Origin of the sequence: Okeanomitos corallinicola TIOX110, assembly GCF_038050375.1 — a bacterium.
Lineage (GTDB): Bacteria > Cyanobacteriota > Cyanobacteriia > Cyanobacteriales > Nostocaceae > Okeanomitos > Okeanomitos corallinicola.
In genome coordinates, this window is sequence record NZ_CP150886.1 from 1,573,507 (window position 1) to 1,587,086 (window position 13,580).

The window sequence follows — 13,580 nt, forward strand, 5'->3', positions numbered from 1 at the left end:
TCCTGTGGCAAGATTGTAATAATCTAATATTGCACTCAAATTAGCAACCGAGATGATAGGAAATACACTTGTTGGAAGATACCAGATTATCAGCCGCTTGGGAGGAGGGGGCTTTGGGGAAACTTATGTTGCTTCTGATACTCATTTACCTGGTTCTCCTCAGTGTGTTGTCAAAAAACTCAAGCCTCAGTCTAATCATGCTGCAACCTTGGAAATAGCTAGACGGTTATTTGATACCGAAGCCCAGGTATTATACAAATTAGGGACACATGATCGTATTCCCCAATTATTAGCTTACTTTGAAGAACAAGCCGAATTTTATCTTGTCCAAGAATATATTCCTAGTCATGATTTATCCCAAGAACTTTCAGAGGGAAAAATCTTTAGTGAAGAACAAGTAATTAATTTATTAACAGAAATTTTAGAAATATTAGACTTTGTACATAAACAAAAGGTGATCCATCGTGATGTAAATCCCCGGAATATTTTAAGGCGTAAACAGGATCATAAATTAATTTTAATTGATTTTGGAGCAGTTAAAGAAATTACTACCCAAGTAATTATGACTCCAGGACAAACTCAAGCTACTGTAGCTATTGGTACACCCGGTTTTATTCCTGGAGAACAAGCCCAAGGCAGTCCAAAATTCAGCAGTGATATCTATGCTTTAGGAATTATTGCCATGCAAGCAATTACTGGTTTATCACCTTTAGAACTAGATAAAGATGCTGACACTAATGAAATTATCTGGCGTAATCATGCCAAAATTACTCCTAAGTTTGCCGACTTTTTAGATCAGATGATTTGTTATGATTTTCGACAAAGATATGCTTCGGCAACAGTAGCATTAACAGCATTGCAAGAGTTAAATAAACCATCTAGCGGAACATTAGTTGTTAGTCCCAACTCCCCAGTAAATCAATTTCAACCACAACCAAAACAATTTAAAAAATCTATATTTATTAAATTAACTTTAGGAATGTTTTTATTAGCTATAGGTACAACAGCATCAATATATATTTTTAATCAAATTAATAACAATAACGCTGTAGATTTATATAGTCAAGGTAACACACTTTTACAACTCAATCGCTACGAAGATGCACTGGCAATTTATCAAAAAGCGGTCAATATTAAACCAGATTATATTCAAGGTTGGTATGGACAAGGTAGAGCGTTATTTGCATTAAAAAAATACCAAGAAGCATTAGCAGCCTATGATAAAGCAATTCAAATCCAACCAGATTATTTAGAAGCCTGGACAGGTAGAGGTTTGACTTTATCTGAATTAGAGCGATATTCAGAAGCAATTTCTGCTTTTGATAAAGTCCTCAAAGTTCACGATGATTATACTTCTGTATGGAATGCCAGAGGTGATGCTTTTAGAAGTTTAAAACAATATGATAATGCCATCAAATCCTATGAAGAAGCTATTGAATGGCAACCAGATAATGATGAATATTGGTATAAGAAAGGTTTATCCTTACAAAGTATTCAACAGTATGATGATGCAGCTGTGGCTTATGCAAGAGTTTTAGAATTAAAACCAGATCATATATCAGCCGCATATAATTTAGGTAATTCTCTGATCAATTTAAACCGCTATCAAGATGCTTTAAGAGCATACAATCAAGTAGTACAATATCAACCTAGTCATTATCAATCTTGGTTTGCTAGAGGTAATATCTTAGTAACATTTAGAAGATATCCTGAAGCTGTGGATGCTTTTAAAGAAGTGATTAAATATAATTCTCGTAATTATCAAGCTTGGTATAGTTTGGGATGGTCACTACATCAAAGTCAACGTTATGTAGAAGCCATTGAGGCTTACAAAAAATCTCTTTCTTTTAGTAAAAATAACTATCAAGCATGGTATAATTTAGGTAATTCCCAGTATATACTTAAAAAGTATCAAGATGCGATCGCCGCCTATGACCAAGCAGTCAATTATCAGAAAAATCACTATGAAAGTTGGTATAGTAGAGGCAATGCTTTAGTTAGTTTAGAACGATATCAAGAAGCACTAGAATCCTATAATCAGGCCATTAAATATAATCCCGATTACCAACAAGCAATTAAAGCCCGCGAACAGATAGAAAATAAATTAAACCCAAAAAAAGTGGGCTGGATTATTTTACCTAGTATTAAATTTTAATCAAGTTTAATCAAGCATTAATTAGGTTGAGATATTTACTTCTCCATCAAATGAATCAGGCGAATATGAAAATTTCATATTTGACTCTATTTGACCAACAATCATAGATTTATTGACTTTAACCATAGCTTTGAGCTTATTTTTTAAACTATTACGGATTTGCTGTTTTTCTTTGTATTCCTGTAATTTAACCTTTACTTGAGGATAAATCTCACTACTTGCAGGGATTTTTTCTAAAAATTTAATTGCACTGCCAAAGTCATTAACCGAAGCTTTTTGGTAAGCCTTGTTTAACAAATAATTGGATCTGATTTGCATTTTTTGATTATATTCAGCCAATTTTTGTTGAATAATAGCACCAGCAGAAGTTTCTGGCGGAATTTGACGCAGGTGTTTTAAAGCTGTAGCAAAGTCTTGATTCGCAGCACTTTCATAGGCTTGATTTAATAAAGTTTCTGTTTCTGCTGCTAATTGAGCTTGTGTTTTTTCGATGGTTTTTTCGATTAGTTTCTCTCTTTTCGCACGCCAATAGGAAGTAAAAGGAAGTTTTTCCACAGCACTTACAGCATCCGACAAATTACCTTCTTTTAAAGCTTGTTCTGCTACCAAATAATTTTTAGTCTCAGCGTGCCATTGTTTCTGCCATTCGGCGATGGTTTCTTGTGCTTCTGGATATACATTACTGTAGGAAGGAACTGATTTAGCTAAGTTAATAGCTTGTTCTAGATTTCCCGCTTGATATTCTGTAATTGCTTGAGATAGCTTTTCAGTTTCTGAATAGGATTGAGAATTAGTTACTAGAGAATAAACTCCCAAACCAACTACTACAGAATTTATGGCTATTCCCCATCGCATTCCTGCTAATAATGGGTCTAGTTTTTTATTTTGATCTTTAGGAGTTTTTCTAGCACTAATAGGTATATTTGATGTTAATAGTCCTACTGCTTGATGTTTCCATGTAATGTGTTTAAATACCCATAAAGCTTCGCTGGCAGATTGAAATCTTTCTTGGTAGTTATAGCGAATCATTTGACTGATAAATACAGCCAGATATTCATCTATTTGTGTATTTTCATAAGTCCAGGGAATTTCATGATTGCCAGGGTCAATTTTTAATTGCAAGGGTGTTAAACCTGTTAAACCCTGGAGTGCAATCATTCCCAAAGCATAAATATCACTATTAGGTTGTGTTTGACCTAAAAATTGTTCTGGTGGAATGTAACCCAATGAAGTCACAGGAATTTGGGAAATAGGCAGTTCCGCATCAGTGCTAAAGTCAACTGGTTGAATAGAACCAAAGTCAATTAGTGCTAATTTCCCATCGTAACTGCGTCTGATTAAGTTTTCTGGTTTGACATCACAGTGAATAAAACCTTGAGAATGAACAAATTCTAGAATACCTAAAGCATCTTCCAAAAATTTCATTGCTTCGGAGGTATTCCATTTATAACCCTGCTGTTGATTAGTTTTTAATTCTGAAGATAAGGGTTTTCCGGAAATATATTCCTGCACTAAGTAAAATTGTTCATTTTCTTCAAAACAACTAATGAGTTCAGGAATTTGGTCATGCTGTCCCAGATGTTTGAGGGTTTCAGTTTCTGTGAGAAATCGGAGTCTCAGATAGTCAAAGTAAGCATTAGATTGAAAGTTATTAATTTTTAGCTGTTTAACAACATATCTGGGTTTTTCTGGATAGTCTACATCTTTAGTGTCTTCAGCTATGTATGTTTGTCCAAATACACCTGCACCAAGACTTTGAATAATTTGGTAACGTCCATTTAACAGTGGTCTGATGGTTTGTTTATTCATAAGTCACCTACTGAGAGAAGATTACATAAGTTGTTACCTACTTTTTCTAGATTCATAGACATTTTCCGGAATACCGAGCAACAATTATTAGTGGCTTTAAATTATTAGGTGTTAAATAAATCTCTAATTTTTCAGATCATTTTGTTGAATTGCAAGGATAAAATCCAGTAAACACAAGGATTTGTGGCTTGATTGGTCTGTCAAGTCTGTTAAGGTAGCAGTCCTATTTAATACATTTACTAGAGAATACTTAGTTAAATATTAAGGTTTTCTGGCTCAAGGTTTACACGGATAGAAGTAGTATCTTAAAGAACGCTTTTGTCCTAGAAGCTCAAAATTTTTAGGTGTTAGGAGTGTAAGTAAAACTACTCAGTTAACAACCTAGAGTCATTCTATTGATCTCAGGAAAGGTGAAAAGTCTTTGATCTTGTGCGAGTGCTGCTAGTAGAATACGCACTGATTTAAATACATCAAGGTTTTTATGCATTTAGGAATTTTAATAGACTAATTCTGATGAATTTCACTAACCAATCTAGAATTTATCAGGTCTAACGGCTTGTACCTTTGGTGATAGTTTAATTATTGTTGGGTGGTCGTCAGGATACATGAGAGACAAGCCAGAGGGATAGTCCTTGGCTATGGGGAAAAACAAAGCTCTATTCTGACTGTGACAATGCTTGCAAAATCCACTATTGCTGTCTTTTGGGAGATGAGCTTAACTATTCTTTATCTGTCAGAGGTTTAACGACTTTGGCGATCGCTTCCTGGATGAATCCTTTCATAAACTCGTCGCGGCGGTTGATTTGAAATTGTTGCTGTACTACTTCGGTCATTCCCCCATCACCCCAATCTTGATCATGGCGAAAATATTCAATAAAGCTTTTACCTGCAATGCGAGTTAAATAAGCTGCTGTCACTCCTTGGATAGCACGGCCGATGACAAACGTAGCTATATGAAGTTGCAAAGCCGTGGAGAGTAATTCAACTGCACCTTTAACAATACCTAAACCAGCAATAGTTTTTCCTAAAGATAGGGCTAACTCCCGCCCCCGTTCCATATTCAAATCACAACCATAAACTTTGCCAATCTCGACTACCATTTGGGCATTAACTGCGGCTGTGGCTAGTAAATCTACAACTGGTAAAGGGGTTACTGACACCACACCAGCCCCAATCCATTGATATCTATCCACTATTTTATCAGCTTGACGACGACGTTGGGAATCAATTAATTTACGAGCCTCTTCTCCTAAACGGAGAGATTGTAAAAGAATATTATCTGCGACTAAATCTTCACCTTCAGCCCTTAATACAGAAGCCACACGTCTTAATAGGGGGACAATTTCTGGTTCTGGATGGAAAATTTCTCCGGTTTCTAATTGTGCGGGTTGAGGGTTGGCAGCGATCGCAATTACATCACTACTAGGAATAAAATCCCGTACCCGTTGCCGCAACTTAGACAAGATTACTTCTTGATCATCTTCTGTATATAAATCAGTTTTATTAAGAACTAATAGCGATCGCTTACCAATTTCTGCTAAACCTTTAAGTGGTTCATACTCAGATTTGCGTAAATCATTATCTACAACAAATAATAATAAATCTGCTTCTGTGGCCAAAGCCCTAGCCAACTGTTCTCTTTCTGTTCCGGCCACTCCCGCTTCTAAAATTCCGGGAGTATCAGTAATTAAAATTTTCCTCTCTAATCCTTTTAAGCGTAAACAATAGGTTTCACCTACCTGGGTTGTTCCCATAGGCGCGTTTACCTCGCCGACAATTCTGCCCATAATCCCATTCACTAGAGAGGTTTTACCCGCGCTACCCGTACCAAACACCACCACTTGAATTTCTCCTCGTGCTAAATTGGTTTCAATTTCCCTGGTGCGACTGAGTAAAGCTTGACGGGTAACTTCATCTTGAATTTGCGCCACCTGTTGACGTACAGCTTGGAGAGTGCTGGAAGCCGCGTCAGACTTAGCTGCTGGAATTTGGGCAGCAGTAAATCTTTGGCGTTGGCGACGAGATTTACTTTCACTAGATCGCAGAACTAACACATAATAGACAAAGGCCGCAATCAATCCTCCTAAAAGTACAATCAACAGTAACAACAGCAGATTACCTAATAGGGGAGAATAGGATAGTTGCCAGTACAGCCGATTTAGGGAATCAATCAGCCACAGGGCTAATCCCAAGATTATAATTAGACCAACAATGAGTGTGACTATGCGCGACAAAGGCATAAATAGCAAAAATAAGAGAATATTAAGTAGGTCGGTGTTTTTCGATCTTAATCTGTCCAGAGTTTTTGTCTAGAATACAAATAGACAGATTTTAATCAACTCAGACTGATATTGTATAAAATGTTTCCCTTGAATCAGTAAAAGCTAACGGTAACAAGATTACAATTGTTAATTTTTAATTGTTAACCGATAACTGATAACTGTTAATGACTGGCTGGTGAATTCTTTGTTTTTAATTTCAACCTGACTACAGGGAAAAGTTCAACGGCGAGTTATACGATGAATTTAAAATCTAATGTCATTGCTGCTAATTTACAGCGGGTGCAAAACTTATTTCAACGGCTGAGTATTCGGCAAAAAATTGTTTGTGGATATGCACTATCTTTGGGCATCGCTGTTTTGGGAACAACGGGTGGTTTAATAGTGGGCGATCTCTACTTTCAATCTTCTAAAGAAAAAATGCTTTCGACTAATCAAAAAGCATATATCCTCAGCAGTTTACAAGGTGAAATTCTAGAAATTCAAGTCCATCAGCAAGAAATATTCTCCATTTTTTCCCAACAACAGGCTTTACCATCCACCATTAATGCTGAGTGGCAAGAACATTTGCAAAAAATTGGAATTTTATTTTCTCAATTACAAGAATTGAGTGAAGTTACTACTGATAATAATTTGCAGATTTTATTAACAAGATACGATACAGAAATAAAGTCATATTTTCAAGACCTGACACAGCTACTTACACAAATCGCCTTACTTAACTCAACTCCAGAAAATATAAAGATATCTCAACAATTAATCTGGAAATTTAGTCAAAGTAAATCTACACAAAATTTTTATCAATATTCCCATGTTCTCACGAAAATAACCGAAAAAATTCATAAACTTCAACAGCAAAATGATCTAAACTACTATTCAGCTAGAAAACTAGGAACGTTAATTATTCTTACCAGTATTGGTTTATCCGTAATAATTGCCAGTATTCTATCAGTATATACTAGCACAATTATTACTCGCCCTATTAATGCAGTTACAGATATTGCTCAACGAGTTACCAAGGAAGCTAACTTTGAACTGCAAGTACCTCTGACTACTGAAGATGAAATAGGGACATTAGCCAGAGCCTTAAACCAACTTATTCAACAAGTAAAACAATTATTAGAAATACAAAAAAATGATGCCCAAGCAAAACTAATTCAAAGTGAAAAAATGTCCAGCTTAGGCAGAATGTTGGCTGGTGTAGCCCATGAAATTAATAATCCTGTTAACTTTATTTCTGGCAACATTGTACACGCAAAAACCTATGTAGAAGACTTATTAATTTTATTAAAGACCTACCAAGAATTAATTCCTGAACCACCAGAAAAAGTCCAATGTGTAGCCGAAGAAATTGACTTAGAATTTCTAGAAACTGACTTACCAAAAATCCTAAACTCCATGACAGTAGGAACAGAAAGAACAAAAGAAATAGTCCGCAGTTTGAAAAACTTCTCTCGTTTAGATGAAGGTACAATTAACTTAGTAGATTTACATCCATGTATTGAAAGTACATTATTGATTTTAAATAATCGGATTAAAAATAGTATTATAGTTATTCGTAAATATGGAGAGATTCCCTTAATTTATGGCTATATGGGTTTACTCTATCAAGTATTTATGAATATCATTAGTAATGCTATTGATGCCTTAGAGGAAAAAACTAAAACTGAGCCAAAATTTCTACCACAACTCACCATTATTACCGAATGCGCTGAGGATAAATGGGTATTAATCAGAATTACAGATAATGGATCGGGAATTAGTCCAGAACATCAAACTAAGATATTTGAAACTTTTTTTACTACTAAACCCAGAGAAATTGGTACAGGTTTAGGTTTAGCAATTACTCATCAAATTGTAGTAGAAAAACATAGAGGTAAAATTAGTTGTAATTCTGAATTAAATCAAGGAACAGAATTCGTCATCTATCTACCAATTAATGGAGGAAAAAAATAATGGGACTTTTTGATCAAATTCTCGGTTCGGTTACTAATTCTAATCAACCAGGTGGTTTAGGTAAACTGGTAAGTATTGCTAATACTATTCAGCAGATTAGTGATAGTACAGGTACAGATAGTTCAACTATGCAGTCTATTTTATCAGTGGTGGGTAAACAAGTACATTCATCTTTGCAAACAAAACAAGCGAATGAAGGAACTGAAGCGGTAGAAAATTTAGTAAATCAATTTGCAGGAACTTCTCCCGACTCTCAAGCGGTAGACTCTTTGTTTTCTCCAGTTATTCAACAACAAGTAGCACAAATTGCGGCTGACCGCACAGGTTTAGATCCGGCATTAATTCAACAATTATTACCTAGTTTAGTACCTTTGGTTCTCAATTTCTTACAATCTGGTGGAAATCCATTATTGAATAAATTCCTTGATGCTGACGGTGATGGTGATGTTGATATTGCTGATGCAATTAAATTAGCTAGTCGCTTTTTAGGAAAGTAAATAATTAATTCTTGATCAGTTTTCAGGGTTTAGCACTGCTAAACCCCTACTGAATTTTCAACTATGATGTTTACAAATATCTATTTAAAATATTAGTATTTAATTGGGGTGTATTATCCTGTAGGAATATAAAAATCATGTATAAAATCAACTATACTAAACTAGATTACTTACTTTCTCAATCAGCTTGGAAGAAAGCAGATATTGAAACCAGAAAAATCATGCTGGAAATTACAGGAGCAAACCAGCGAGAAGAATTGTTAATGACTGCAACTGATTTACAAAAATTTCCTTGTTCAGAGTTAAAAATTATAGATAAGCTGTGGAGAGAAGCTAGTAATGAACGGTTTGGATTTCATGTAATTGCAGATATCTACAAAGAATTAGATCAAGACTATTTGTTATTAGCTAAACAAGTTGGCTGGTGCAATGATGGTAATTGGATAAAATGTGAGCAAATAAATTTTACTAATGATGCTCCTGTGGGTCATTTACCGATAACTTGGCTTGTTCCTAGTACATTTTCTGGATATTGGTTAGCTCGTTTTGCTAGTGCTGGATGGAGGGTACTTTTAAAAAGAATTATTGAATGTGAATGTTGATAGTTTATTAGTTTTTGAAAATGCGATCGCTTTCCTTTTCTCGTGTTTGCAACAATAATGAAAATAACAACTTGGAGTTATTGCTCGTGAAACCTCCTATTACTAACCCAACACAAACCCAAGATCGTAAAGCTGATCATATCCGCATCTGTTTAGAGGAAGATGTCCAATTTCAGCAAGTAACAACAGGATTAGAAAAGTATCGTTTTCTTCATTGTTGTTTACCAGAATGCGATCGCTCTGATATTGATATCAGCACCAAATTTTTAGGAAAAAACCTCAATGCACCTGTGTTAATTTCTTCCATGACAGGAGGAACAGAACCAGCAGGAATTATTAACCGTCGTCTAGCAGAAATTGCCCAACAATATCAACTAGCAATGGGTGTCGGTTCTCAGCGTGTAGCTTTAGAAAAACCCCAAGTTGCTGATACCTTTGCTATTCGTAAATATGCCCCAGATGTACTTTTATTTGCTAATTTAGGTGCAGTACAACTTAATTATCAATGTGGGGTTGATGAATGTCTGCGAATTATTGATATTTTAGAAGCTGATGCTTTGATATTACACATCAACCCCTTACAAGAATTTATTCAACCCAGAGGTGATACTAATTTTCGGGGATTATTTGCCAAAATAGAAAAATTATGTAGTAAATTACCAGTACCCGTAATTGCCAAAGAAGTTGGTAATGGTATTTCTGGGACAATGGCAGAAAAACTACTATCAGTAGGAATACAGGCTATTGATGTAGCAGGTGCTGGTGGGACATCTTGGGCATTGGTGGAAAGTGAAAGAGCAGAAACACCTTTACAAAGACGTTTAGGAAGAACATTTGCTGATTGGGGAATACCCACAGCAGACTGTATTACCAGTATCAGAAACCAGTTTCCAGAAGTCCCATTAATAGCCTCTGGGGGGTTACGTCATGGTTTAGATGTAGCCAAAGCGATCGCCTTGGGTGCAAATATCGCAGGTTTAGCCATGCCTTTTCTCAAAGCAGCAGATATATCTGAAACTGCGCTGCAACAATTAGCAGAAGTCTTAATTGCTGAAATCACTACCGTATTATTCTGTACTGGTAACAGAACTTTGGATCAGTTACAGCACTCTAACAGCTTACAGCGTATAGAATGAAATAACATAGATTGTTTTTCCTAGTCATTAGTTTTTTTACTAATGACTAATTACTAATGATTAATTACTAATGACTAACTTTCTTAAACAAACTGCTGCTAGTTTAATTGGTAGCCTATTGGGACTGACAATTTTTGCAGGTGCTGGCACTCTGGGTTTATTATTTTTAGTGATAGCTGCGGCCACTTCCAGCGATACCAGTTCACAGGTAAAAAATAAATCCATGTTGGTTTTTGATCTATCCGTGAAAATTACCGACAGTCAACCTAATTCTAGCGAATTCCTGCAAAAAGCCCTGACAGGCGTAGATGAAGAAACAATTACACTCCGCAAAGTCATTGAAACTATAGAAAAAGCCCAAAGAGATCCCCGGATTGTGGGTATTTATATAGATGCTAGTAAATCAGGAACAGCTGGCGGTTTAGGTTATGCTTCCCTGAGAGAAATTCGTCGCGCTTTAGATAAATTCCATGCTTCAGGCAAAAAAATAGTTGCGTATAGTACAGACTGGAGTGAACGGGAATATTATCTCAGTTCCGTCGCAGATCAGGTGATACTCAACCCCGTGGGAATGATGGAAATTAATGGTTTGAGTTCACAACCGCTTTTTTTAACAGGAGCATTAGAAAAATACGGTATTGGTGTACAAGTGGTGCGGGTAGGGAAATTTAAGGGAGCAGTAGAAACATTTACCTTAGAAAAATTTAGCCCAGAAAATCGTCAACAAACACAAAAAGTATTAGATGATATTTGGGGAGAATGGCGTACATCTGTAGGTAAAAGCCGGAAAATTCAACCCCAAAAAATCCAAGCGATCGCCAATAATCAAGCTATTTTAGAAGCCAACGCAGCTAAAGCTAGTGGGTTAGTGGATAAAGTCGCTTATCAAGATCAAGTAATTGCCGATCTGAAAAAAATCACTAATAGCAGCAAAGACGACAAAACCTTTCGACAAATTGACATTACCGACTATGCAGAAGTCTCCGGTAAATCAATGGGAGTAGAACGTAATTCAGAAAATAAAATTGCCGTTGTTTATGCCGAAGGAGAAATAGTTAATGGTAGAGGCGATAATGGAGAAATAGGAGGCGATCGCTTTGCCTCAATCTTTAGTAAAATTCGCCAAGATAAAGACATTAAATCTGTAGTTTTAAGAATTAATAGCCCCGGTGGCAGCGCTACAGCCTCGGAAATCATGCAACGGGAAATTAAATTAACTCAACAGAGTAAACCAGTAATTGTTTCCATGGGTGATGTCGCCGCTTCCGGTGGTTATTGGATCGCCAGTGACTCTAACCGCATTTTTGCAGAACCGAACACAATTACAGGTTCTATCGGTGTATTTGGCATCTTATTCAATGGTCAAAAATTAGGCAATAATAATGGCATTACCTGGGACACCGTCAAAACAGCCCAATTTGCAGATACTCAAACCGTTTCTCGTCCCAAATCTCCCCAAGAATTAGCACTTTATCAACGTAGTGTTAATCGTATCTACAATCTGTTTTTGAGTAAAGTTGCTCAAGGTAGAAAAATACCACAACAAAAGGTAGCAGAAATTGCCCAAGGGAGAGTATGGTCAGGCACAGCAGCCAAACAAATCGGTTTAGTTGATGAAATTGGTGGTCTTGATGCTGCGATCGAATATGCAGCCAAAGCTGCAAAATTAGGTAATGATTGGGAAGTACAAGAATATCCAGAAGTGACAACCTTAGAAGAACGTTTATTTGGGCGCAAACTCCAAGAAATTCAAGCCCAGCTAGGTGTGGAAAAAACCGCCATTAAACCAGCTAACCCATTGCTGCTAGAGTTCCATAAATTCCAACAAGAACTAGATATCTTACAGAAAATGGACGACCCCCAAGGTATTTATGCTCGCTTACCTTTTAATTTGATGATTGATTAATTTTGTACAAGCAAGCTTGTATAGGCTCAATCAAGCAGGTGAAAATATTTTTTTAGAGCTTTTTTGATAAATTTTAATTGTTGAGTATGGCAATCTGATAAAATTTGTAAGGTTTCTTTGAGCTAGGAGCAATGGGATCGACTGATGTAAGGATAGCAATAGATGCTATGGGAGGGGATTACGCACCCGCTGAAATCGTCGCTGGCGCACTGCGAGCGAAAGAAGAATTGGGTGTCAAAATCCTGTTGGTAGGTGATCCTCAACAAATTGAAGCTGCTATGCCGCCAAAAATCAATAGGTTGGGATTAGAGATTGTTCCTGCCGAGGAAGCGATCGCCATGGATGAAGAGCCTTTAAACGCTGTCAGGAAAAAGCGTAAGGCTTCCATTAACATAGCCATGGATTTAGTTAAGAATAATCAAGCAGATGCTATATTTTCTGCTGGTCATTCCGGGGCGGTAATGGCATCAGCTTTGCTACGTTTAGGCAGACTACCAGGAATTGACCGCCCTGCCATTGGGACAGTATTTCCCACCATTAAAGCAGGTCAACCAGTATTAATACTTGATGTTGGTGCTAATGTAGACTGTCGCCCCAAATTTTTAGAACAGTTTGCGGTCATGGGGTCAATTTATAGTCAATATGTATTGGGAATGCCTGAACCCAAAATAGGATTATTGAATATCGGTGAAGAAGACACCAAAGGTAACGAAGCAGCCCTGCGAGCCTACCAATTACTAAGGGAAAATACCCAAATTAACTTTAGCGGTAATGCCGAAGGCCGTGATGTCTTATCAGGTGACTTTGATGTGATTGTCTGCGATGGTTTTGTAGGTAACGTGTTATTAAAATTTGCCGAAGCCGTAGGAGGAGTAATTCTACAAATACTGCGGGAAGAACTACCCCAAGGTGTACGAGGTCAAATTGGGACAGCAATTTTAAAACCCAACCTCAAACGCGTTAAACAGCGTATGGATCACGCAGAACATGGAGGAGCTTTATTATTAGGGGTAAACGGAATCTGTTTTATCGGTCATGGTAGTTCCCAAGCACCTTCTATTTTTAGTGCTATTCGCATGGCCAAAGAAGCTGTAGACAATCAGGTATTACAAAGACTACAGTCACAATATCAAATTCTACAAAGCGAAAGTGATTAGCCTTCTCCAAGGGATAGTCCACAGTCATTTGTCATTAGTCATTCATGAATTAGGTTTGCTGACTGCTGACTGCTGACTGCTGA

The 13,580-nt window shown here is 36.7% G+C and carries 9 protein-coding genes; 7 read left to right on the forward strand and 2 right to left on the reverse strand.

Features of this window, described 5'->3' with window-relative positions; genetic code table 11:
* Positions 1 to 52: 52 nt before the first annotated feature.
* Positions 53 to 2,155: a tetratricopeptide repeat protein gene (locus WJM97_RS06810; RefSeq protein ID WP_353932286.1), complete on the forward strand. Its 2,103-nt coding sequence runs from the start codon at positions 53 to 55 to the stop codon at positions 2,153 to 2,155.
* A 21-nt stretch (positions 2,156 to 2,176) separates the two neighbouring features.
* On the opposite strand, the gene WJM97_RS06815 is transcribed toward WJM97_RS06810, so the two are convergent.
* Positions 2,177 to 3,964: a serine/threonine-protein kinase gene (locus tag WJM97_RS06815; RefSeq protein WP_353932287.1), complete on the reverse strand. Its 1,788-nt coding sequence runs from the start codon at positions 3,962 to 3,964 to the stop codon at positions 2,177 to 2,179.
* 719 nt (positions 3,965 to 4,683) lie between these two features.
* Entirely contained in the window at positions 4,684 to 6,204 is a 1,521-nt protein-coding gene (locus WJM97_RS06820; protein ID WP_353932288.1) for a GTP-binding protein, read from the reverse strand.
* A gap of 279 nt (positions 6,205 to 6,483) precedes the next feature.
* On the opposite strand from WJM97_RS06820, the gene WJM97_RS06825 reads away from it, so the two are divergent.
* The 6 genes from WJM97_RS06825 (at position 6,484) to plsX (ending at position 13,497) form a co-directional block, all read left to right on the forward strand.
* On the forward strand, positions 6,484 to 8,199 hold the full coding sequence (locus WJM97_RS06825; RefSeq protein ID WP_353932289.1) for an ATP-binding protein: 1,716 nt from the start codon (positions 6,484 to 6,486) through the stop codon (positions 8,197 to 8,199).
* Positions 8,199 to 8,696 carry a DUF937 domain-containing protein gene (locus WJM97_RS06830; protein ID WP_353932290.1) on the forward strand — a complete coding sequence of 166 codons (498 nt, stop codon included), beginning with the start codon at positions 8,199 to 8,201 and terminating at the stop codon, positions 8,694 to 8,696. The genes WJM97_RS06825 and WJM97_RS06830 overlap by 1 nt, the downstream gene beginning before the upstream one ends.
* Before the next feature lie 137 nt (positions 8,697 to 8,833).
* Positions 8,834 to 9,298: a GUN4 domain-containing protein gene (locus WJM97_RS06835; protein ID WP_353932291.1), complete on the forward strand. Its 465-nt coding sequence runs from the start codon at positions 8,834 to 8,836 to the stop codon at positions 9,296 to 9,298.
* A gap of 86 nt (positions 9,299 to 9,384) precedes the next feature.
* Positions 9,385 to 10,434: a type 2 isopentenyl-diphosphate Delta-isomerase gene (gene fni, locus WJM97_RS06840; RefSeq protein WP_353932292.1), complete on the forward strand. Its 1,050-nt coding sequence runs from the start codon at positions 9,385 to 9,387 to the stop codon at positions 10,432 to 10,434.
* Between the two features lie 70 nt (positions 10,435 to 10,504).
* Positions 10,505 to 12,340, forward strand: coding sequence for a signal peptide peptidase SppA (gene sppA / locus WJM97_RS06845; RefSeq protein ID WP_353932293.1), 1,836 nt, complete (start codon positions 10,505 to 10,507; stop codon positions 12,338 to 12,340).
* A gap of 131 nt (positions 12,341 to 12,471) precedes the next feature.
* Complete coding sequence (gene plsX, locus WJM97_RS06850; protein ID WP_353932294.1) at positions 12,472 to 13,497, forward strand: phosphate acyltransferase PlsX; 1,026 nt, start codon at positions 12,472 to 12,474, stop codon at positions 13,495 to 13,497.
* The last annotated feature ends 83 nt before the right edge of the window (positions 13,498 to 13,580 follow it).